At 59.1% G+C, this 21249-nt stretch carries 25 protein-coding genes; 13 read left to right on the forward strand and 12 right to left on the reverse strand.

Features of this window, described 5'->3' with window-relative positions:
• Positions 1–72: 72 nt before the first annotated feature.
• From J5276_RS02020 to J5276_RS02030, 3 genes are read right to left on the reverse strand one after another with little or no spacing between them, the layout of a single operon-like run.
• The gene (locus J5276_RS02020; protein ID WP_065702607.1) at positions 73–897 is read right to left on the reverse strand and encodes a class I SAM-dependent methyltransferase; all 825 of its coding nucleotides are present in this window, start codon (positions 895–897) and stop codon (positions 73–75) included.
• 33 nt (positions 898–930) lie between these two features.
• The gene (locus tag J5276_RS02025; RefSeq protein ID WP_019565095.1) at positions 931–1179 is read right to left on the reverse strand and encodes a hypothetical protein; all 249 of its coding nucleotides are present in this window, start codon (positions 1177–1179) and stop codon (positions 931–933) included.
• 2 nt (positions 1180–1181) lie between these two features.
• On the reverse strand, positions 1182–2204 hold the full coding sequence (locus J5276_RS02030; RefSeq protein WP_003513979.1) for an RluA family pseudouridine synthase: 1023 nt from the start codon (positions 2202–2204) through the stop codon (positions 1182–1184).
• Between the two features lie 38 nt (positions 2205–2242).
• Here J5276_RS02030 and J5276_RS02035 point away from each other — a divergent pair, with 38 nt between their 5' ends.
• Both J5276_RS02035 and J5276_RS02040 read left to right on the forward strand, forming a co-directional pair.
• A complete protein-coding gene (locus J5276_RS02035) occupies positions 2243–2635 on the forward strand; it encodes a hypothetical protein (protein WP_013636736.1) in 393 nt (130 codons plus the stop codon).
• The gene (locus J5276_RS02040; protein ID WP_013636735.1) at positions 2625–3497 is read left to right on the forward strand and encodes an RNA methyltransferase; all 873 of its coding nucleotides are present in this window, start codon (positions 2625–2627) and stop codon (positions 3495–3497) included. The genes J5276_RS02035 and J5276_RS02040 overlap by 11 nt, the downstream gene beginning before the upstream one ends.
• Positions 3498–3582: 85 nt before the next feature.
• On the opposite strand, the gene J5276_RS02045 is transcribed toward J5276_RS02040, so the two are convergent.
• Both J5276_RS02045 and J5276_RS02050 read right to left on the reverse strand, forming a co-directional pair.
• The gene (locus J5276_RS02045; protein ID WP_080797820.1) at positions 3583–4782 is read right to left on the reverse strand and encodes a hypothetical protein; all 1200 of its coding nucleotides are present in this window, start codon (positions 4780–4782) and stop codon (positions 3583–3585) included.
• A gap of 143 nt (positions 4783–4925) precedes the next feature.
• Positions 4926–5522, reverse strand: a complete 597-nt coding sequence (locus J5276_RS02050) for a DUF1134 domain-containing protein (protein ID WP_003513975.1) — start codon at positions 5520–5522, stop codon at positions 4926–4928.
• Between the two features lie 250 nt (positions 5523–5772).
• Between J5276_RS02050 and chpT the strand changes: the two genes are divergently transcribed.
• The 3 genes from chpT (at position 5773) to J5276_RS02065 (ending at position 8203) form a co-directional block, all read left to right on the forward strand.
• Entirely contained in the window at positions 5773–6420 is a 648-nt protein-coding gene (gene chpT / locus J5276_RS02055) for a histidine phosphotransferase ChpT (RefSeq protein ID WP_003513974.1), read from the forward strand.
• 86 nt (positions 6421–6506) lie between these two features.
• The gene (locus tag J5276_RS02060; RefSeq protein WP_013636733.1) at positions 6507–7034 is read left to right on the forward strand and encodes a GNAT family N-acetyltransferase; all 528 of its coding nucleotides are present in this window, start codon (positions 6507–6509) and stop codon (positions 7032–7034) included.
• 122 nt (positions 7035–7156) lie between these two features.
• Complete coding sequence (locus tag J5276_RS02065; protein ID WP_162632863.1) at positions 7157–8203, forward strand: alpha/beta fold hydrolase; 1047 nt, start codon at positions 7157–7159, stop codon at positions 8201–8203.
• A gap of 50 nt (positions 8204–8253) precedes the next feature.
• On the opposite strand, the gene J5276_RS02070 is transcribed toward J5276_RS02065, so the two are convergent.
• Both J5276_RS02070 and ctrA read right to left on the reverse strand, forming a co-directional pair.
• Entirely contained in the window at positions 8254–8769 is a 516-nt protein-coding gene (locus tag J5276_RS02070) for a GNAT family N-acetyltransferase (protein ID WP_112154314.1), read from the reverse strand.
• An 82-nt stretch (positions 8770–8851) separates the two neighbouring features.
• On the reverse strand, positions 8852–9556 hold the full coding sequence (gene ctrA / locus J5276_RS02075; protein WP_003491823.1) for a response regulator transcription factor CtrA: 705 nt from the start codon (positions 9554–9556) through the stop codon (positions 8852–8854).
• 481 nt (positions 9557–10037) lie between these two features.
• Between ctrA and J5276_RS02080 the strand changes: the two genes are divergently transcribed.
• Together J5276_RS02080 and J5276_RS02085 are read left to right on the forward strand one after the other, a co-directional pair.
• A complete protein-coding gene (locus tag J5276_RS02080) occupies positions 10038–10388 on the forward strand; it encodes a flagellar export protein FliJ (RefSeq protein WP_013636730.1) in 351 nt (116 codons plus the stop codon).
• A 312-nt stretch (positions 10389–10700) separates the two neighbouring features.
• Complete coding sequence (locus J5276_RS02085; protein ID WP_003513967.1) at positions 10701–10904, forward strand: DUF1059 domain-containing protein; 204 nt, start codon at positions 10701–10703, stop codon at positions 10902–10904.
• Between the two features lie 210 nt (positions 10905–11114).
• On the opposite strand, the gene J5276_RS02090 is transcribed toward J5276_RS02085, so the two are convergent.
• The 4 genes from J5276_RS02090 to cysQ form a co-directional block, all read right to left on the reverse strand.
• Entirely contained in the window at positions 11115–11396 is a 282-nt protein-coding gene (locus tag J5276_RS02090) for a GNAT family N-acetyltransferase (RefSeq protein ID WP_003513965.1), read from the reverse strand.
• 220 nt (positions 11397–11616) lie between these two features.
• Entirely contained in the window at positions 11617–11892 is a 276-nt protein-coding gene (locus J5276_RS02095) for a DUF1153 domain-containing protein (protein ID WP_003513963.1), read from the reverse strand.
• 191 nt (positions 11893–12083) lie between these two features.
• The gene (locus tag J5276_RS02100) at positions 12084–13127 is read right to left on the reverse strand and encodes a DUF2793 domain-containing protein (RefSeq protein WP_112154313.1); all 1044 of its coding nucleotides are present in this window, start codon (positions 13125–13127) and stop codon (positions 12084–12086) included.
• A 386-nt stretch (positions 13128–13513) separates the two neighbouring features.
• Positions 13514–14308 (reverse strand): 3'(2'),5'-bisphosphate nucleotidase CysQ, encoded by a 795-nt coding sequence (gene cysQ, locus J5276_RS02105; protein WP_112154312.1) that lies wholly within the window; start codon positions 14306–14308, stop codon positions 13514–13516.
• Positions 14309–14643: 335 nt separating this feature from the next.
• On the opposite strand from cysQ, the gene J5276_RS02110 reads away from it, so the two are divergent.
• The 6 genes from J5276_RS02110 to J5276_RS02135 all read left to right on the forward strand — a co-directional run bounded on the left by J5276_RS02110 (position 14644) and on the right by J5276_RS02135 (position 20316).
• Positions 14644–15546 (forward strand): branched-chain amino acid ABC transporter permease, encoded by a 903-nt coding sequence (locus J5276_RS02110; RefSeq protein WP_003513958.1) that lies wholly within the window; start codon positions 14644–14646, stop codon positions 15544–15546.
• Positions 15547–15595: 49 nt separating this feature from the next.
• On the forward strand, positions 15596–16948 hold the full coding sequence (livM, locus tag J5276_RS02115; protein ID WP_370647612.1) for a high-affinity branched-chain amino acid ABC transporter permease LivM: 1353 nt from the start codon (positions 15596–15598) through the stop codon (positions 16946–16948).
• Positions 16948–17826, forward strand: coding sequence for an ABC transporter ATP-binding protein (locus tag J5276_RS02120; protein ID WP_019565106.1), 879 nt, complete (start codon positions 16948–16950; stop codon positions 17824–17826). Before livM ends, J5276_RS02120 begins: the two co-directional genes overlap by 1 nt.
• Positions 17826–18554, forward strand: a complete 729-nt coding sequence (locus J5276_RS02125) for an ABC transporter ATP-binding protein (RefSeq protein WP_003513939.1) — start codon at positions 17826–17828, stop codon at positions 18552–18554. Before J5276_RS02120 ends, J5276_RS02125 begins: the two co-directional genes overlap by 1 nt.
• Before the next feature lie 171 nt (positions 18555–18725).
• Positions 18726–19079: a DUF6867 family protein gene (locus J5276_RS02130; RefSeq protein ID WP_003513938.1), complete on the forward strand. Its 354-nt coding sequence runs from the start codon at positions 18726–18728 to the stop codon at positions 19077–19079.
• 118 nt (positions 19080–19197) lie between these two features.
• On the forward strand, positions 19198–20316 hold the full coding sequence (locus J5276_RS02135; RefSeq protein WP_003513936.1) for a branched-chain amino acid ABC transporter substrate-binding protein: 1119 nt from the start codon (positions 19198–19200) through the stop codon (positions 20314–20316).
• Between the two features lie 203 nt (positions 20317–20519).
• Here J5276_RS02135 and J5276_RS02140 read toward each other — a convergent pair whose 3' ends face one another.
• Positions 20520–21056 (reverse strand): AAA family ATPase, encoded by a 537-nt coding sequence (locus J5276_RS02140; RefSeq protein WP_112154310.1) that lies wholly within the window; start codon positions 21054–21056, stop codon positions 20520–20522.
• Positions 21057–21249: the final 193 nt, after the last annotated feature.

Below are 21249 nucleotides of genomic sequence, written 5' to 3' on the forward strand. Positions count from 1 at the left end.
CCCGCACGAACCCACGTAACAAATATGTATGCACCCGCCGCGTTTCAAGCGAACACAGCGTTCACACATGCGTTATGTCCCGGCGACACCTTCTTTGACCTGTTTAACTTTCGAACGGTAAATTCGTTCCGAAAAACCACCGAGACCGGAGCGCACCATCAACTCATACATGACGCGCCTGCGGGTGGGGTTGTGCAGGCGAACGACGCGGGAGCCGAGAAACTCCGTTTCGACATGATCGAGTGTCTGCAAGTCGGGGCCAGAGGCAATCGCGTCCGCGTAGACAGCGTGAAATTCCCGGCGGCAGACATAGGTCTTGTATTTCGTCATGGCGAAGCAGGCGAGGCTGTGGCCGTGGGTGCGCAGAAAATCGGCGACGCCAACGGTCACTTCCGGCCATGCGGGGTTGAAGGTATCGTCGAAGACGATGACGCCGTGCGGGGCGATCACCTCCAGCGCCAGTTTCGCGTCCGCCAGCACATGGTGCAGGTGGTGCCCGCCGTCGATGCTGAAGAACCTGACGGGACCAGTCCGCGACGTTATATCGGTGGGTGCGAGCCGGGTGCTGTCGCCCTTGATGATCAAGTCCTCATCCATCGCAAAACCCAACCGCCTGCCGTTTTCCATCAGGCGCTCATATTGGTCGAGGCTTCCGTCCGAGGGTGGGTCGAGTTCGAACAGGTCGACGCCCAGAACCTTTTCCTGCGGCTGCGCGAATTTGCGCAGCAGAAAATAGGAGCGGCCATAATAGACGCCGATCTCCGCCATGCCGCCCTTCAGGCCGTCCCTTGTCTGCGCCTGCAGCAGCGCCTTGAAGACAAGCGCGTCGGGTGGGTCGATATAGCCTTCGACGCTTCGTAATTCCTGAAAGATAAACTGGCGTTCATCGGTGTTCATGCGCGATAGATCCCGTCGTCATGCCGGTTCCGTTCAGCTCTGCGGATAAAACGGCGTTCCTTGCAACGTCTGTCTTTCGGCAAGCCCGAGGTCCGGCCACGGCATTCGCGGTGACGATTTCAAGCTTTCCGGGGTTCGAAGAGGTGCGACGATTGAAGCGGAATTGGGGCGGTCTACAAGAAAGACCATGTGGGGAATATCGCTATCCGCTAATCTCTTTTTATTTTCCGTGGCTTCCGGCAAGATGCACGGCGTGGTTTTTTTGACCTCGCCGTGCGGCATTTTCAGCTCCGCAGGGCGATGAGCAGTTCTTCCATATCATCAGGCATGTCTGTTTCGAATTCCATCACCTCGCCGGTGCGGGGGTGTTCGAAGGCCAGGAGATAGGCATGCAGCGCCTGTCGCGGAAAGCGGTTGACGGTGCTTCTTGCCGGTTCCTCAAGCAGGTTCGCCTTGGTGCGGAAGGCAGCGCCATATTCGGGGTCGCCGATCAGCGGATGGCCGATATGGGCCATGTGCACGCGGATCTGGTGGGTGCGGCCGGTTTCCAGGCGGCACTCCACCATCGAGGCGAGGCAGGACGCGTCCGCCTTTTCATGGAAACGTTCCATAACCTCGTAATGGGTGATCGCCTCGCGGGCATCGTCCGTGTCCTCGCGCTTGACGGCGCGTTTGGTGCGGTCGGCGCCGCGGCCGAGTGCGGCGTCAATGGTGCCGCGCAGCGTGCGCGGTCGGCCCCAGACGACGGCCTTGTAGGCGCGTTCCAGCGGGCCGGTGCGGCCGTGATCGGCAAATTGCGCGGCGAGATGGCGGTGTGCATTGTCGTTTTTCGCCACGACCATGACGCCGGAGGTTTCCTTGTCCAGCCGATGCACGATGCCGGGGCGCTTCACGCCGCCAATGCCGGAGAGGCTGTCGCCGCAATGATAGATGAGGGCGTTGACCAGCGTTCCGGTCCAGTTGCCGGCGCCGGGATGCACGACGAGACCGGCGGGTTTGACGAGCACGATCAGGTCGTCGTCCTCATATTCCACATCGAGCGGGATATCCTCGCCCTTGGGTTCGGGGTCTTCCGGCTCCGGCATGACGATCTCGACGCGGTCGTGCGGGTGCACCTTCTTTTTCGGCTCGGTCACCGGCGTGCCGTTCAATAAAACGGCACCCTGCTCGATCAGGGCTTTCAGGCGGCTGCGCGACAGATCGCCGCCAACTTCGCCCGCCAGCCACACATCGATGCGGCCTTCGGCGTCTTCGCCGGCAATCAGGACTTTCCTTGCGTCTCCGCCTTGTTTAAAGGGGTCGTTCATTCTTATTTTTCCGATCAATCAGCATTCTAGGGAACCCGATGACGCACATCGAGCAAGACGAACAGGAAGACAAGCCGCTTGATCCGGCCATGGATAAAGTTCGCCGCAAGATGATCCGTTTGCAGATCGTGTCGGGCTCCGTGATGTTCATCAGCCTTATGGCTGTGTTCGGCGCGGTTGTCTACAAGGCGGTAGGACCATCGAAAACCGTTGTAACGCAGAGCGTACCGGAAAATCTGGCGGTTCCCACCGGCAACGGACCGCTTGCCGTGACCGCCAGCCTGCCGCAGGGCTTTACAATCGACAATGTCAGCTATTCCGGCGGTGACATGCTGTTTTACGGCAAGCTTGCCAACGGCACCCGCAAGGCGCTGGTCTTCAACGTCGCGGCCGGCCGGTTTCTCGCCGATGTGACGGTCGATGCCCAGTGAGGATATTGATCCGGCGGGCGCGCATGCGCTCCTGGACGGTCGGGCTCTGATCCCGGTCGAAGACCCGGCCGATCCGCGCATTGCCGCCTTTCGCGATATTCGCGAGCGTGATCTCACCGGTCGCCAGGGCCGTTTCATCGCGGAAGGCACGGTTGTGTTGCGCATGCTGGCCGCCGCCCACAAGGCGGGTGGTGCCTTTGCGGCGGAAAGCATTCTCATCCTCAAGAACCGGCTTTCCGGCGTCGCGGATATCCTTGCCGATTTTCCGCCCGATGTGCCGGTCTATGTGGCGGAAGCGCCGGTGCTGGATGGCATTGTCGGTTTTCACCTGCATCGCGGCATTCTGGCGCTCGGCCGCCGGGTGCGTGACATTACGCTGGACGGGTTGACGGACGCGCTTCCCGCCTCGTCGCTGGTGCTGGTGGGCTGCGGCATTTCCAACCACGACAATCTGGGTGCGATGTTCCGCAACGCCGCGGCCTTTTATGCCGATGCGGTGTTTCTGGACGAGACTTCATGCGATCCGCTCTATCGCAAGGCGCTCCGGGTGTCCGTCGGTTCCGTTCTCTCGGTTCCCTATCATCGCGGCGGTGGTGCGGTGCAGATGCTGGAGCGGCTTTCGCAGGCCGGTTTTGCGATCTGGAGCCTTTCGCCGAATGGCGAGACCGAGATTCGCGATATTCCACGTTCGGATCGCATGGCGCTGGTCATCGGCACGGAAGGCGAGGGGTTGCCGCAATCGGTACTGTCTCGGTTCCATACCGCCCGGATTGCGCAGTCGCCGCAGTTGGACAGTTTGAATGCGGGGACGGCTTCGGGGCTGGCGCTTTATCAGATGGCGGGGGCGATAGGGCGGGTTTAGGTTTACCCTTTGCGCGTGGGGCTCACCCCCCTCTGCCCGGCAGGGCAGAGGGGGGTGAAGCCGCATACGCAAAGGCGTAGAGGTATCAACCCTTCCGCTTCTCCATCAACACACTCGCCCGCTTCGCAAGGCTCTCACGGCCGGTCGAGGCGCTGGCCTTCGCAAGCAGCCCCGGGATCGGCGATTTCTCGCCCTCCTGCGCTGCGGTGAGCGCGATCATCTGGGCGGCGATGCGGGCGATTTCGCGACGGATCGGTTCGTCGTTGCCGGTGCCGCGCACATTCAGAAGGCGTTCGGTGAGTGCCGTTCCCTGATTGCGGATATCCTCGATCTCCTGCTCCAGACCTTCCGGCGCCGTCGCTGCCGGTTCCATGGCGGTTGAGACCGGTGGAATGTCTGCCGCGACCACGGGCGCGATTTCGGGCAGGACGGGCGCCTTTTGCGGCTGGCTTGCGGTTTCCCCGTTCAGTACGGCGGGGTTGGGCAGACGGATGATCATGTCGTCGGCGCGGCCGCCGGTTGCGGCAAGCTGTTCCTTCAGGCGGGCAACCTCCTGATTACGCAGGGTCAGCATGGTGTCGAGATCTGCATTTTTTGCCATGACACTGGCGATCTGTTCTTCCAGCCGGGTGACCTTGCGGCTTTCGCGCGCAACCGCTGTCATGGCCTCCTTGTTGCGGGCAGCGACATCCTGCAATTCGCGGGTCGCCGTTTCGCCCTCCTTGCGGAAACGCGAGGCGGTCTGTTTTGCCTGCTCGGCCTCCAGATCGCGGGTGGCGGCGAGGATTTTCGAATCATCCAGCTCGCGGGTCAGATTGGTGAGGCGAGCGGTGATCTCAGACATCTGGCCGGCACGCGCATTTGCGGCCTGTTCCTGCTCCAGAAGGTTTGCCTGTATTGCGCTCGCGCGTTCCTCGCTGGCGTCGAGTGCGCCTCGCAATTCACCGATTTCCAGCGTCAATTCCTCGATTTTCAGCAAAAGGCCGCGGTTCTGCTCGCCGAGGCGATAGGCATCGCTGGATGCTGCCTCGTTGGCGAGGCGGAGCGAGGTGTTCTTTTCCCGTTCGGTGTCCAGTTCCTGACGAACCTTGGCGTTTTCGGCGGCATAGAGCGCGCGTGCCATGTCCTTCTGGGCGCGAACTTCCTGGGGGCTGATGGGCATTGTCGCGCGCAGCCGGTTTTCCGTATAGGCAACGATGCGGCGATGGATCGCGGGCGCGATCAGCAAGGCCAGCAGGGTTGCGGTGAGAAAACCCAATCCGAAAAGAATGGCATATTCAATCACGCGAGACAGTCTCCGAAACTCAGATACGCGCGCATTCGGAAAGAGGAGCGCGAGAGCACGTTACGCTATTATTGCAACCGTTGGGAGGGGTATCGCCAAGGCAATTGCGCGGGGAGCCGCAAGAGTGCCTCCCCATCTCAGCGTCAGAAGGGGTTCCAGGTCGGTTCCTGGGTAAGCTTCAGGTAGCCGACATTGATGCCGAGGCGCGCGCCGATGCCGGTGCGAATGGGTGCCAGCGTGACATCGCTGCTTTTCAGATAAGTCATGCCGACGCCGGCGACGATGAAGGCGGAGCCGCTGACGCCGCCGTAACGGCGATAAAGCGAATCGACCGAAGGCAGGTTGTAGACCAGCATCATGGCGCGGGTGCCTTGGCCGCCGTAATCGAGGCCGAGCGACGGGCCTTGCCAGAAGACGGGATGCTGGCCGGCATTCTTGGTATAAAGCGTGCCTTCGCCATAGGTGAGGCCCGCGACGAAAGCGCCGGAGCCTTCCTGCCCCAGAATATAACCGTTCGGAAGACCGTATTGCTGGAAGGCGCGTTCCACCACCTTGGCGAGGCCGCCGGTGGTTTCACCGAAGAATCCGTGGCCTGCATCCACGACTTCCTGAAAAGAATATTGATCGCTGTTCTGGGCCGAGGCCGGTGCGGCCCACATCAAAAGGCTGGCAAGGAGCGCAAAAATCTTTCCCAGTCCGAGGCGTGCAATGGTGCGGGTTTTCGTAAGGCGCATCGTCATGTCCGTCCGTCTGTTTGTTGGTGCATCAGCCCGAAAATCCGAATCGATTTTCGGCAGGGCCCATGCGAAGATTCAAAGTTCCAGAGCATCCTTTATACATCCGAACGGACGCAGGGCGCTCCAGGGTGGCCTGTTAAGGCATTTGGCATTTTGAAACCATCCTATTAACAATCGGTTTACCAAATATGGTGTCATTATGGCTTAACAATTTCCACACCGTCCGCGCCTCCCTTGCGCAGGAGAGAATTTTATGACGAGCAAACTCAATATCACGCTGTCCGGTCCCGATCTGGCAGCTCTTCTGTGCAGTCGTGTGTGCCATGACGTGATCTCTCCTGTCGGCGCCATCAATAACGGCCTCGAATTGCTGGACGAGGGCGGCACCGATGACGATGCGCTGGATCTCATCCGCACATCCGCTCTTAACGCATCCGTGCGGCTGAAGTTCGCCCGCCTTGCTTTCGGCGCGTCCGGCTCCGCTGGCGCTTCGATCGATACCGGCGAGGCTGAAAAAGCCGCCAAGGATTTCGCTGCCGCCGAAAAGAAGGCCGAAGTGACCTGGAACGGCCCACGCGCCATCGTCGCGAAAAATCGTGTCAAACTTTTGCTCAACCTCTTTCTCGTGTCCTACAGCGCGATCCCGCGCGGGGGTAATGTGGATGTGGTGCTGGAAGATCCGGAGGGTGACGCCAAATTCGAAATCACCGTCAAGGGCAAGATGATGCGCATTCCGGCCAAATTCGCCGAGATCTACGAAGGCAGGCTGGAAGAGGCGGTCGACGCACATTCCGTACAGCCCTATTACACGCTGCTTCTGGCGGAGGAGGCCGATATGGCCGTGGAATACAAGGTGCATGAGGATCGCATCGTATTTACCGCAAAGACGGTTGCCGCGTGATCGTTCAGTTGCAGAGGTAGTTTTGTGAAAGGGCCGGGTAGCGTTTTCCGACGCGCCGGCCTTTTTTGCTTTTGGGGAAGAGGTTCATGACACGTCTGACAACCGCGCGCCTCGTCCTGCGGCCGCACGCCATCACGGATGAAGCGCTTTATTGTGCGTTCTGGAGCGCGGATGTCCGGCCCATCGAAGGGGTCACATCGATTACGCCGCTGGACCCCGAAATCGCCTTTGCCCGTCTTTTACGCTTCATCGGCCATTGGTCGGTCTTCGGCTTCGGTCCCTTTGTCGTGGAGGAGGCAAGCTCCGGGCGTATCGTCGGCGAGGTGGGCTTTGCCCATATGCGCCGTGGAAACGGCACCGATTTCGATGGCGTGCCAGAAGCGATGTGGAAAATCGATGCTGATCTGAACGGCAAGGGCGTCGCGACCGAGGCGGTGGCGGCGGCAACAGGGTGGTTTGATCGCAGCGGAATTTCGCAGCGGACCGTCTGCATGATCGACCCGCTCAACACCCCCTCGCTCGTCATCGCCGCCCGTTTCGGCTTCCGCCTGTTTCGCGATTCGACATTCCGGGGCAATCCCATCCGGCTTTTCGAGCGGGTGGTGGGGGTTTAGTACTGCGCATTCCCACCGTGCCGTCTCAATCGCGTTTCAGGGCGTCCTGAAACCTGTTCGAGGTCTCGGACGGTGGCGGTTTGAACCAAGGGTTGATCCAAGATCAATTTTTGGAGCTTCACATGCGCTATTTTCTTGTGGTCGCCATCGCCATCCTCTCCACCGCTGCGCCCGTGATGGCGGAGAACGCTATTGGTTTCAGACAGCTGGAATTGTCCGATGATTCGGGCACGCGAATGCTGAACCTGTCATTGTGGTATCCGTCCGCACCATCGGGAAAAACTGAGACGGTGGGCGAAAATGCTGCCTTTTATGGTCTCGAGGTTCAAGCTGATGCGTCGTTTCTGGCCGGTTCCCGTCCTTTGGTGTTGCTGTCACACGGATTTGGCGGAAGCTGGCGCAATCTGAACTGGATCGCCGGTGAGCTTGTTCAGCAGGGTTATATCGTGGCCGCGCCGGATCACGCGGGCGAATCATTCACTGAAGAGAATGCGATGGAGATCGTGCCGTTATGGGAACGCCCGCGCGACATCAGCAGAACGTTGACGGCGTTGCTCGATAACGATCAACTCGCTGGAAAAATCGACAGGGCACGCATCGCGGTCATCGGCCATTCTCTCGGAGGCTGGACCGCTATGGAGCTGACTGGCGCCCGCTACAGCGCCGATCTCGCGCTAAAAGACTGCAATGCGGAGAAGGTTCTGCCGCAATGCAAGGCGCCACGGTTGCTGGCCAAGGTCGGGATCGTTAACGGTGGCAAGGCCGATCCACGCCTTTCGATAGATTTGCGCGATGCTCGCATCCGCGCGGTGATTGCGCTGGACGCTGGCCCGGCCGCCGGTTTCCTGCCGGAAACACTGAAACGTGTCGATGTACCGGTTCTGGTTCTGGCCGCCGGTGTGGAAACGCCCGAGATTGCCGCCATCAAGGCTGATTCGGAATATATCGCCCGCAATCTGCCAAAGGCGACCACGGTTTATCGCGAAATACCGGATGCCAGCCATTTCAGCTTCATGCAGACATGCAAGCCAAACGGCGAAAAAATCGTCGAGGAGCTTTCACCGGGGGAAGGTTTCGTCTGCCGTGACGGCGGGGGCAGGGACCGCCTGGCCATCCACCGGCAGATCGCGGAGGCGATTGTCGGCTTCCTGAACGTGGAAATGCATTAAGACAGGTGTTCGGGACGTCTCGATGAACCGTTGCGCGACGTCCCGATCCTTCAGGTCACTTTTTGCGGATGATACCGATAGGCAAGGTCTTCGGGATCAGACCGTGGTGCCGATGGGTCGATAACACCGCCCAGGCGCTGTGCAACTGCTGCAGATTTGCTGTTGCGCGGCGAGACATAGCTGACCAGCGTCTGCAATTTCAGGGTCTCGAATGCCCAGTCGCGCAGTGCAGAGGCCGCTTCCGCAGCGTAACCGTGGCCTTCCTGGCCGCCATAAAGCAGCCAGCCCAGTTCCTTTTCGGGAAATAGCGGGCCGTGATTGATGCCGACCTGGCCGATACATTGCCCGGTTTCGCCAATTTCGATCATCAGCGCCCCGTGGCCGAAAAAATGCCAGTTGGCGAGATCGTGACAAAAAACGCCCCAGGTTGACGGCAGGTCATATGGTCCGCCGACGCCGATGGAGCGGGTTGACGCCATAAAGTCTCTATAGGCGGGGAAATCCGCCATGATCTGCGGGCGCAAAATCAGGCGTTCCGTTCTGAGGGTGGGGATAGAATGGTCCATGGCACTATCCAATCATGAAATCGCAACAAAAAACCCGCTGTCGCCAGCGGGTCTTTTAAAAACTGCCATATCCTGAAGGGGATCAGGCGGTTTCGAGAAATTCCGTGGCTCCATCAGGCTCGCGCAGGACATAACCGCGGCCCCAGACGGTTTCGATGTAGTTTGCGCCGCCGGCGGCATTTGCGAGCTTCTTGCGCAGCTTGCAGATGAAGACGTCGATGATCTTCAGTTCCGGTTCGTCCATGCCGCCATAAAGGTGGTTCAGGAACATTTCCTTGGTCAGCGTCGTGCCCTTGCGCAGCGAAAGCAGCTCAAGCATCTGATATTCCTTGCCGGTCAGGTGAACGCGCTGGCCGCCCACTTCAACCGTCTTGGCATCGAGATTGACGATCAGCTCGCCGGTGGAGATGACCGATTGCGCATGGCCCTTGGAACGGCGGACGATTGCGTGAATACGGGCAACAAGCTCGTCCTTGTGGAACGGCTTTGTCATGTAGTCGTCTGCGCCGAAGCCGAGACCACGAACCTTGTCCTCGATGCCGGCCATGCCGGAGAGGATGAGGATGGGTGTCTTGACCTTGGAAAGGCGCAAGGTTCTCAAGACCTCGTAACCCGACATGTCGGGCAGGTTGAGATCGAGAAGAATAATGTCGTAATCGTAGAGTTTACCGAGGTCCACGCCTTCCTCGCCGAGGTCGGTCGTGTAGACGTTAAAACTTTCCGACTTGAGCATCAGTTCGATGCTCTGCGCTGTTGCGCTGTCGTCTTCAATAAGTAGAACCCGCATAATTATCCCCTTTGCCGCCCGCAGATTGGTAAATCATTGCCTCGCGCGATGCGGATCCAGACGTTGCCTGATTTGCAGGCTGCCACCAAATGGTTAACAAATTCTAATTGCCTTTGGCAAGGTGTATCGAATTTATTAAGCAAAGTTGGCATTTCGCTGTTTTTGCACGTGAATCCACCATCGCCAAAATTGAAGCTTAACGTGAGGATATCTCGCTAAGTGATTCAATCGACTCTTACATCGTCGGGCCCGTTTTTTTGGACCTGGCATTTACCGACCCTTAAATGATCGTGTTTATCATTAACGATGCCCGTAAACGAAAGGTTAACGGCGGCGTTTTTTTATTAACGCCGGGTAACTTTTGGGAATCATTCCGGCACAACGGGTTAACCGGGCCGGTTGAGCGGGCGGGTTAAACGGGCCGATCGAGGGGGCATAGTGCCTTTTTGATCCGGGTCTCGCTATCCATGGAGTATTGCGTATGAAGTCGCGTGACAGCCTGGTTCGCCTGAAAGAATTTCAGGTTAACGAAAAACGCCGGCAACTTAGCCAGTTGCAGCAGATGATGTCCGAGTTTGAGCGGATGGCAAAGGAACTGGTGCATCAGATATCGCTGGAAGAGAGCAAGTCCGGCATTACCGATCCGACCCACTTCGCATATCCGACCTTCGCCAAGGCCGCGCGTCAGCGTGCGGACAATCTTCAGGTCTCTATCCGGGAGCTGAAGACCCAGCAGGAAGCCGCAGAGGCTTCTCTGGAAGAGGTGCAGGCCGAATATGAAAAGGCGGCGGCACTGGAAAACCGCGACGGAGCGATCCGCGCCCGCGCCTAGGTATTGGCGCAAGATCATATAAGGATCGTCCTCATTGACGGCTGCCGGTGGATCAGGAGGCGGCTTTCAATGACGGGATGCCCATGCTTTTTTCTGGAAGGCCGCCCCTCGTTGGCGGCCTTTTGCTTTGGCGCACCGCAGCGCCTTGCCCGGTCGGTTTCTTGCGGGGCAGGGACGCAGGGAATCCCTGCGTTTTCGATTGTCCGGGGCCGGGGAAAGGCGTAATTTGGTGAAGTTCCGACCAAGAGCCGGAGGCTTGTCCCACGCGCGCCCTGCGCGGACGCGGGTGGGCCAGAAGCGGGGAGGAAACAAATGGCCCGCCAATATATCGATTGCCGCGAATTCCCGAGCGACAGCAAATGCTCGATCGCCATCTCAGCCGATACGCCGGAGGAGCTCATGGAAGCGGCGGTTCAACATGCCGTGGCAGTGCATGGCGCCGAGGATACGCCGGAATTTCGGGCCGAAGTTCGAAGGAGCATACATGCAGGAACACCGCCGCTGAAGGTGGCGTGATTGCTGGCAGCCTGAAACCTATCCTTCGACATGCCGGGCCTGATCCGGCATCCAGCCGACGCGCGTCTGCGCGGCGGAAGATTCCCTTAAGCTCAAGGATTTGAGCTGGCTGGACCCCGGCTCTTGGCCGGGGTGACGGAGCGTGTGGGCTCCGCTTTCGCTAAAAAACAAACTTGAGGTTTTGTCCCGAGCCTCAGCCGGTCTGGCTAGTTACCCCTTGATAACATCTGCCCAGTCAGGGTGGCGTAGCGTCTGAGCCTTGAAGAAAGGGCAGAGCGGAATGATTTTCCAGCCGCCCTTGCGCGCTTCATCGATGGCATGGGCGGCGAGCGCCTGGCCGACACCCTTGCCCCGCAGTGCATCGGGCACGCCGGTATGGTCGATGATGATGAGGGAAGGGGAGGTGCGCGAATAGGTCATCTCGGCCTTGTGGCCGTCGATGGTTGCCGAATATTCGCCGCGCGATCCGGTTTCGGTTGTCTTGATATCCATGATCTCTGCCTTCGCATTGCTTTTCGTTTTTTCCACTGTAACTGCCTGCGCCTGAATTGAAACAGCGGGATAGCGAACGCAGTGGACACAAACCGGTGACAGTCACCGGCTGTGTCTGGCAATTTTCAGGGGAAATCCAAAATCAAACCGAAAGCCCCGTCGATGCGACGGGGCGTTTTGGAAGTTCGGTTTGGGCGCGTTGCCGCGCCGGCGCACTGGTTTAGTGGCGATATTGCTGAATGCGCGTGGTGCGCAGGCCTGCAAGGCCGTGATCGGCAATCGACGACTGCCAGGACAGGAATTCTTCGACGGTGAGCGTATAACGCTCGCAGGCTTCCTCAAGGCTCAGCAGTCCTCCGCGCACGGCGGCGACGACCTCTGCCTTTCTGCGAATAACCCATCGACGGGTATTTGACGGCGGAAGATCCGCAATCGTCAGAGGGCTGCCATCGGGGCCGATGACATATTTAACTCGTGGGCGTATCATTTCGGTCATTGGACACTCTATACAAACTCAAGACCATATGACGGGAACTTTAGCCCCGTACCTTTAAAAATTGCCTAAGCAGTTCGTGACAATTTATTAAGAATTTGAACGGTTTCGCCCGATCTGTTCGAGTCGCCTTATTTTGTCGGGAAAAAATTTTTCCAAAAATCGTGTTTTTTATCGTCCATCGGTTGTTTTCCTCACAACGCCGCAAGCGAAAGGCACGTTTTCCCGCTGCCGTGGGCGAATTCCGCGGCTCCCTCATGCAACAGCCGCAGGCGATCGCCGGCATTGAGGGGGAGGATAAGGGTCGTCGACTGCGAGGTGCCGGCATTGGAGGCGTTGCCCGCTACAGTGAGGCCGCCAGCCGCTCCGTTGACGGCAAGCGAAACCCGGTGCCCGGAGGAGGACACCACGGCAAGCGACAGGGTGGCCAGATAGAGACCTTTCACGGGAACGACGAGTTCCCTTCCGCCGCCTGTGCCGACCGCGTCGCCGAGAACGAAACCACCCTCGTCGATGAAGAGCATGGAAAACCCTGAAGCCGAGCCGTTGACCGGCCTCGTCGTGCCCGAAGGCAGGCTGGCCAGAACCACGGGCCGGTTCGGCATCGTGACCCTGCCGTCGCCGCTGCACAAAAGGGCCGTGTGCCAGGAAATGCCGTCGGCGCTGGTCTTGATCGAAAAACCGTCATTGCCTGCAAGGCCCATTTCCGCCCGGCCGCTCCAGCCGGACTGGAACAGCAGCGAGGCGGTATCGGCCTTTGCCGCCTTGTTGATCGCCATGCGGTGGTCGCCGTTCTCTTCTGTGTGGGTGAAGAGGCTGGCGGGGGCGGCAAGCGCCAGACGGTTGGTGGTATCGGCCTGTGTGCCAATGCCAAGCCTTTCGAGGGTCGCCGCGGCAGGCAGCGGCACGTCCCGCCATGCGCTGTCCCGTAGGACGCGATGTTTACCCTCGCTGGCAAACCATGCCGTCCAGCCGGGTTGCGGCGCTATCAGCAGCCATGCACCGTCCTGCCGGAAGGCAAGCTTCCCGCCCTTGCCCGCCCAGTCGCCAGCGGCGTCAAGCGAGAGCAGGAAGCAGTCTCCCTCCGGCGCATTGTCGGGCGGGGCGGCGACCACGTCCTTGACGACCAGCTGGACGATCGCGTCCAGCCGCTGCAGCGCCTCGTTGTGGGTGACGTGTTTCTGTGCCTGCGAGGGCAGGATATAAGGAAGTCTAAGTCTCGCCGTCTGTTCAGTCATGATGTCTCTTCCGCGCTCCGTGGCTGTTCGCCGGCGATTGTGATGCGGCGGGGCGGGGCGGGGATGAGCGGGGATGAAATTATTTTCCGAGATACCGGTTCAACGCCGGTATGATCGATATAGAGGAACTGATTTTGGGGCTCGGCGTATGCGGCTTACCCCCCTCTGCCCTGCCGGGCATCTCCCCCACAAGGGTGGAGATCGGCAAGCGGCTTTACCGTCGCTTCATTCTCAAACATTGAGATCTGCGAGACCTTGCCACGAGTCGATCTCCCCACCTGTGGGAGAGATGCCCGGCAGGGCAAAGGGGGGTAAGCCGCAGACACCGAAGCGAACGCCTAAAAACGCCTGATCACCGAAGGAGGTCTAGCGGTCTCCTCGCAGGCTTATGTCGCAATTTCCACCGTCGCTGCCATTGCGCCCTCGGCAATGAAATCCGGGTTGGCGAGTGCATCCTCACCATCGCCTCTCACCTCATAGGCAAGCAGCCGGCCCTCGCAATCCAGCGTTCTGCCACCGGCGGCGCGCAGTACGGCGTCGCCTGCCGCCGTATCCCACATCATGGTGCGGCTGAAGCGGGGATAGATATCGGCAGCACCTTCCGCCAGCATGCAGAATTTCAGTGAGGAACCGACGGAAATGCAGTCTTTCAGGCCGTGTTCGGCCACGAAGGCTTCCGTTTTCGCGGTACAGTGCGAGCGGCTGATCAGCGCCACGGGGGAGGCGCCGCGCTGGCGTGCCCGGATGGGGTGGCGCGCGAGGATCGCTCCTTCGCCTGATATTGCGAGCTTTTCGGCGCTGTTGTCCTTGCCGGTCCAGGCCTGGCCGCGGCAGGGGGCATAAACCACGCCTGCAACCGGCACGCCGTTTCTGATCAGGGCGATATTGACGGTAAAATCATCCTTGCCGGAAATGAATTCCTTGGTCCCATCCAGCGGATCGACCAGAAAAAATTCCGTGCCTGTCTCCGGCAGAATGCCGTTCGAGACCGCTTCTTCGGCAATGACCGGGATTTGGGGAAAATGCGCAGCCAGTGCCTGCAGAATGATCACCTCCGCCCGCTGGTCTGCCTCGGTCACGGGCGAGCAATCGTCCTTGTACGATACGTGTGGCCCGGCGCGATGGACCGCCATGATTGCCTGCCCGGCGTCCAGCGCCGCTTTCGTCAATATGTCGATCATCTTGTTGCCGTTGCCATTTCGTGCCGGGGATCCTTTACCCCTCTATTTCGCTACTCTTTTGCCCGCCACCCGTCAAACAATGCGTCAGGCAACACTGAAATAAGCATTCGAACGCCAATTTTTTAGCACTTACTGCCGAAATCCTGGCTATTCTGATCGGGAAAACGGCAACGAATGTGGAAATTCCAAATTTTGTGCAGGATCGCCCGTTTTTGACTTCACATTTTTAGCGAACACGATATGCATTTTGCAGGTGGGGGCTAATCGAAAAGGTTCTCCCTATAATTAACATAAACGAGGCGTGGCTCATTAGAGGTCATGCCCAGGGGAAAGACATGGAGTATTTTATCCAGCAGCTCATCAACGGGCTGACTCTTGGATCGATCTACGGCCTCATCGCAATTGGCTATACGATGGTCTACGGCATCATCGGCATGATCAACTTCGCTCATGGCGATATTTTCATGCTTGGCGGTTTCGCCGCGCTGATCGTTTTTCTGATCGCAACATCGTTTTTTGCCGGTATTCCGGTGGCGCTTCTTCTGATTTTGATGATGGTCGTCGCCATGCTGATGACCGGCCTGTGGAACTGGGTGATCGAGCGCGTGGCCTACCGTCCGCTCAGAGGCTCGTTCCGCCTTGCGCCGCTGATCACCGCCATCGGCATGTCGATCGCGCTGTCCAACTTCATCCAGGTGACACAGGGTCCGCGTAACAAGCCGATCCCGTCAATGGTGACGGACAGCTACCATTTCGGCTCCATCACCGTCTCGCTGAAGCAGTTCATCATCATGGCGGTGACGTCGGTGCTGCTGTTCGCCTTCTGGTACATCGTCAACAAGACTCCGCTCGGCCGGGCGCAGCGCGCCACGGAACAGGACCGCAAGATGGCGGCCCTTCTGGGTGTGGATGTCGACAAGACGATCTCGATCACCTTCATCATGGGTGCCGCACTCGCGGCGGTCGCCGGTACGATGTATCTGATGTATTACGGTGTCGCATCGTTCAACGATGGCTTCATTCCGGGTGTCAAGGCGTTTACCGCAGCGGTTCTCGGCGGTATCGGTTCGCTTCCGGGTGCCGTTCTCGGCGGTCTCCTGATCGGCCTCATCGAATCTCTCTGGTCCGCCTATTTCTCCATTGCCTACAAGGACGTCGCGGCATTCGGCATCCTGGCTTTCGTGCTGATCTTCAAGCCGACCGGCATTCTCGGTCGTCCGGAAGTCGAGAAGGTGTGATCCCATGACCAATATCGCTTCCGAAAACGACACTTCCAGCCCGAGCCTGATGGCAACGGCGGTGAAGGAAGGCATCTTTGCGGGCATCGTCTCGCTCGGCATGTTCATTCTATACGTCGGTATCGTCACCTATCAGGACATCAACAACCAGCTTATCTGGGGCACCCGCTGGGGGCTTCTGTCGATCTTCGTCGGCGTCGCCGCCATCGGCCGTTTCCTGATGGTCGGCTTCATCCGGCCGTCGATGGATCGCCGCAAGCTTGCCAAGGCCAAAAGCGGCATTCTGGAAATCTCCGAGGAAAAAGGCTTTTTCCACAAGCACTTCCTGAAGCTCGCGCTTGTCCTGCTGCTGCTTTACCCCGTCGTCGCCGTGCAGCTGTTCGGTTTTCAGGGCTCGCTGAAATTCGTCGACAATTTCGGCATCCAGATCCTGATCTATGTGATGCTGGCCTGGGGCCTCAACATCGTCGTCGGCCTCGCGGGCCTGCTCGATCTCGGTTATGTGGCCTTCTATGCGGTGGGCGCCTATTCCTACGCGCTGCTGTCAAGCCATCTCGGCCTGTCCTTCTGGGTGCTTCTGCCGGTGGCCGGCATTCTCGCAGGCTTCTGGGGCATCATTCTCGGCTTCCCGGTGCTCAGACTTCGTGGCGACTATCTTGCCATCGTCACGCTCGCCTTCGGTGAAATCATCCGTCTCGTGCTGTTGAACTGGACGGATGTGACCAAGGGCACCTTCGGCATTTCCGGCATCGCCAAGGCGTCTATCTTCGGCATCTGGTCCTTCGATGTCGGCGCGCCGAACAATTTCGCCAAGGCCTTCGGCCTGACGATGTCGTCGGCCTATTACAAGATCTTCCTGTTCTACGTGATCCTGCTTCTGTGCATGCTGACGGCTTACGTCACCATCAAGCTGCGCCGCATGCCGATCGGCCGGGCGTGGGAAGCGTTGCGTGAAGACGAAATCGCCTGCCGCTCGCTCGGCATCGATACCGTTATCACCAAGCTTACCGCTTTTGCGACAGGCGCGATGTTTGGCGGTTTCGCCGGTTCGTTCTTCGCCGCCCGTCAGGGTTTCGTATCGCCGGAAAGCTTCGTCTTCCTGGAATCGGCCGTCATCCTCGCCATTGTCGTTCTCGGCGGCATGGGTTCGCTCACGGGCATCGCCATTGCCGCCCTCGTCATGGTCGGCGGCACGGAGCTGCTGCGCGAAATGGAATTCCTGAAGCATGTCTTCGGGCCTGATTTCACGCCGGAACTCTACCGCATGCTGCTGTTCGGTCTCGCCATGGTCATCGTCATGCTGTTCAAGCCGCGCGGCTTTGTCGGCTCACGAGAACCGACGGCCTTCCTCAGGGAACGCAAGGCCGTCTCGGGCAGCTTTACCAAGGAAGGTCACGGTTGATGGCTTCCGGAACGACAAACATGACACCCAATCTAACTGGCGACACGATCCTCAAGGTCGAACATCTCTCGATGCGGTTTGGCGGCCTGATGGCCATCAATGACTTCTCCTTTGAGGCGAAGCGTGGCGAGATCACGGCGCTGATCGGCCCGAACGGTGCTGGAAAGACCACGGTTTTCAACTGCATCACCGGCTTCTACAAGCCGACGATGGGCATGATCACCATGCGTCAGCAAAACGGCGAGGCGCATCTTCTGGAGCGCCTGCCGGATTTCGAGATCACCAAGAAGGCGAAGGTGGCGCGTACCTTCCAGAACATCCGCCTGTTTTCGGGTCTGACGGTTCTGGAAAACCTGCTGGTGGCGCAGCATAATGCGCTTATGAAGGCATCGGGCTACACCATTCTCGGTCTTCTCGGCCTGCCCGCCTACAAGAGGGCGGTCAACAGTTCGATCGATAAGGCCAAATACTGGCTGGACAAGGCCGATCTGACCGACCGCGCCGACGACCCGGCCGGCGATTTGCCCTATGGCGCGCAGCGCCGTCTGGAAATTGCCCGCGCCATGTGCACGGGGCCGGAACTTCTGTGCCTCGATGAACCGGCGGCCGGTCTCAACCCGAAGGAATCGCTGGCGCTCAATGCGCTGCTGCGCGGTATCCGCGACGAAGGCACGTCGCTGCTTCTGATCGAGCACGACATGTCGGTGGTGATGCAGATTTCCGATCACGTCGTGGTTCTCGAATACGGCCAGAAGATTTCCGACGGTTCGCCGGACCATGTGAAGAACGACCCGAAGGTCATCGCCGCCTATCTGGGTGTCGAGGATGATGAAGTGGAAGACGTGATTGCGGAAGAACTCGACGGAGGAGTGGCCTGATGTCCGGTGAACCGCTTCTCAAAGTACAGGGTGTCGAAACCTATTACGGTAACATCCGGGCATTGGCCGGTGTCGATGTCGAGGTCAACAAGGGCGAGATCGTCAGCCTTATCGGCGCCAACGGCGCCGGCAAATCGACACTGATGATGACCATCTGCGGCAGCCCGCAGGCGCGCACTGGCCAGGTGACGTTCGACGGCGAAGACATTACCCGCCTGCCGACGCACCTCATCGCCCGCAAGCGTATTGCCCAGTCACCCGAGGGCCGCCGGATTTTCCCGCGCATGACGGTGCTGGAAAACCTGCAGATGGGCGCCAATCTCGACAACCTCAAATATTTCAAAGAGGACGTCGAGAAGATTTTCGTCATGTTCCCGCGGCTGAAAGAACGTCAGAGCCAGCGTGGCGGTACGCTTTCCGGCGGCGAGCAGCAGATGCTCTCCATCGGCCGCGCGCTGATGGCACGGCCGAAACTGCTGCTTCTGGACGAACCGTCGCTGGGCCTTGCCCCGCTGATCGTCAAGGGCATCTTCGAGGCCATCAAGAAGCTCAACCAGGAAGAGGGCCTGACCGTCTTCCTCGTGGAGCAGAACGCCTTTGCGGCACTGAAGCTTTCCGACCGCGCCTATGTGATGGTCAACGGCAAGGTGACGATGAGCGGTTCGGGCAGGGAATTGCTGGCTGATCCGCAGGTACGCGCGGCCTATCTCGAAGGCGGCCGGCACTGAAAGATTTTACTTGCGCCGGAAATTTTGCGGCGCAAGATAACGAACAGCGCCCGGCCGTTTTCGAAGGGGAAATGGCCGGTGGCAAACAATAAAATGCCTGCCGGAAAAACGGCGGGACGACAAACAAGGCAGGGCCGGACATTTGCATCCCGGCGCTGATGGGGAAAGAAGATGCAGGGCCTTTTATTCGAGACCGATAGCGGCGTGCGTTATATTCTGCGCGCACTGGTTGTTCTTCTTGGTTTCTGGACGGCGTGGCGCACGGGCAGATCCGTCGCCGATGGCTGGGGCGATTTCCCGCGTGTGGTGATCTATACGCTGGCTTTGGGGCTCGTGATGCGGTTTCTGCATTTCGCGCTTTTCAACGGGCCGTTCATCAACGGCTTCTACTACGTGTTTGACGTCGTTCTTCTTCTGGCTTTTTCCAGCATCGGTTTCCGCATGCGCAGGACGAGCCAGATGGTCAATAACTACTATTGGCTCTACGATCGGACGTCGGCATTTTCATATAAAAAGAAAGATTGACAGCCGGATTCCTCCGGCTGCACGATACTCGCGTGAGTGGAACGTTTCCTGTTCGGTTAAGGTGGGTACTGAACAGGTCCTGGTAGTCAACCCATCCAAAGGAACTGGGAGTATAGTAATGAAGAAGTCTCTTCTTTCCGCCGTTGCGCTGACCGCCATGGTCGCCTTCAGCGGTTCGGCCTGGGCCGATATCGTGATCGCTGTCGGCGGCCCGCTGACAGGCCCGAACGCCGCATTTGGCGCTCAGCTTCAGAAGGGTGCTGAACAGGCTGCGAAGGATATCAATGCTGCAGGCGGCATCAACGGCGAGCAGATCAAGATCGTTCTCGGCGATGACGTTTCCGACCCGAAGCAGGGTATCTCGGTTGCCAACAAATTCGTTGCTGATGGCGTGAAGTTCGTCGTCGGTCACTTCAACTCCGGCGTCTCCATTCCGGCTTCCGAAGTTTATGCCGAAAACGGCATTCTCGAAGTAACGCCTGCTGCGACCAACCCCGTTTTCACCGAGCGTGGCCTGTGGAACACCTTCCGCACCTGCGGTCGTGACGACCAGCAGGGTGGCATTGCCGGCAAATATCTGGCCGACCACTACAAGGACGCCAAGATCGCCATCATTCACGACAAGACCCCCTATGGTCAGGGCCTTGCCGACGAAACCAAGAAGGCAGCCAATGCGGCCGGCCTGACGGAAGCCATGTATGAAGGCGTCAATGTCGGCGACAAGGACTTCTCCGCACTGATCTCCAAGATGAAGGAAGCCGGCGTTTCCGTTATCTACTGGGGTGGCCTGCACACCGAAGCCGGTCTGATCATCCGCCAGTCGGCTGACCAGGGTCTGAAGGCGAAGCTCATCTCGGGCGACGGTATCGTCTCGAACGAACTTGCCTCCATCGCCGGCGACGCCGTCGAAGGCACGCTGAACACCTTCGGTCCCGATCCGACGCTGCGTCCTGAAAACAAGGAACTGGTAGAGAAGTTCAAGGCCGCCGGCTTCAACCCGGAAGCCTACACGCTCTACTCCTACGCCGCCCTGCAGGCGATTGCCGGTGCTGCCAAGGCTGCCGGTTCCGTTGAGCCGGAAAAGGTTGCCGAAGCTCTGAAGAAGGGCACCTTCCCGACCGCACTCGGCGATATCTCCTTCGACGAGAAGGGCGACCCGAAGCTTCCCGGTTACGTCATGTACGAGTGGAAGAAGGGCCCGGACGGCAAGTTCACCTACATCCAGCAGGGGACGTAAGTCCTACTGGACTGCAATATGGAGGCCCGGTCGCAAGACCGGGCTTTCTGCTTTCTGGTGCGGGGCATTTCCGGCGTCAGCACCCAGCCAGCCCAAGTCCTTGGGCTACAATACTTTCCGAGCCGCACGTCAGACGGATTCCGTCTCAAAGACGGAGTGACGGTGATGGGAAAGGCTCGAAACACTTGGCTCCGATCGCCCCTTCAGCCAGCTTCAGCCGCCAGCCTCTCCAGCACGATATCGGCACGTTCCGTGACGGGGGCTTTCGGCAACACAATCGTCTCATAATCCAGACGGGCATAGTCGTGCAGCAGGCGTTGATATTCCTCCACTGCCGCCTCGAAACCGTGCTTGCGCTCGCTGTCGCCTCGGTAGATCTCCGGCCAGGGCGGGGTGAGGAAGACCAGCGGGTTATAGCGGTGCGTGCGCCGCAGCGTTTCGATGAAGCCATCGCCGCTAATATGATGAAGTGCTGAGCCGGCGTCGATCAGGCCGCGGTCGAAGAAGACGAAGCCTTCCGTTGGCGCCTTTTGCCGGTCCTCCAGCGCCATGGCGATCGCCCGGCGGGCAAAGGCTTCCAGGTCGATCCAGGGGAGGGCGGTGCCGTTATTTCTCGTTTCCTCAATCACGATGCGCCGCCCCGGTTCCTCGACGGTCGCGAAACCACGGTGAGCAAGCTCGGCAAGCAGGGTTGATTTGCCGCCGCCGGAGCAGCCGGAGAGAATAATGAAATGGTCCATGGGAACCTCCCTGCGCGGGGTTTGGGTTGGATGGAAGGTGATGTTTTTTGGGGGGACTGTATTGCGGCGTTGCCGCTTGTTTCTTTCCTCGAGGGGAGAAGAAATATGCTGCACTCGCTCGGCGAATAAGTCGATGCTCTACGCTTAAGCGGAAAATATATGTTTATCCAACCGTGTCACATCAGATGCAGCC

This window comes from Agrobacterium sp. S7/73 (genome assembly GCF_019355535.1).
Classification (GTDB): domain Bacteria; phylum Pseudomonadota; class Alphaproteobacteria; order Rhizobiales; family Rhizobiaceae; genus Agrobacterium; species Agrobacterium tumefaciens.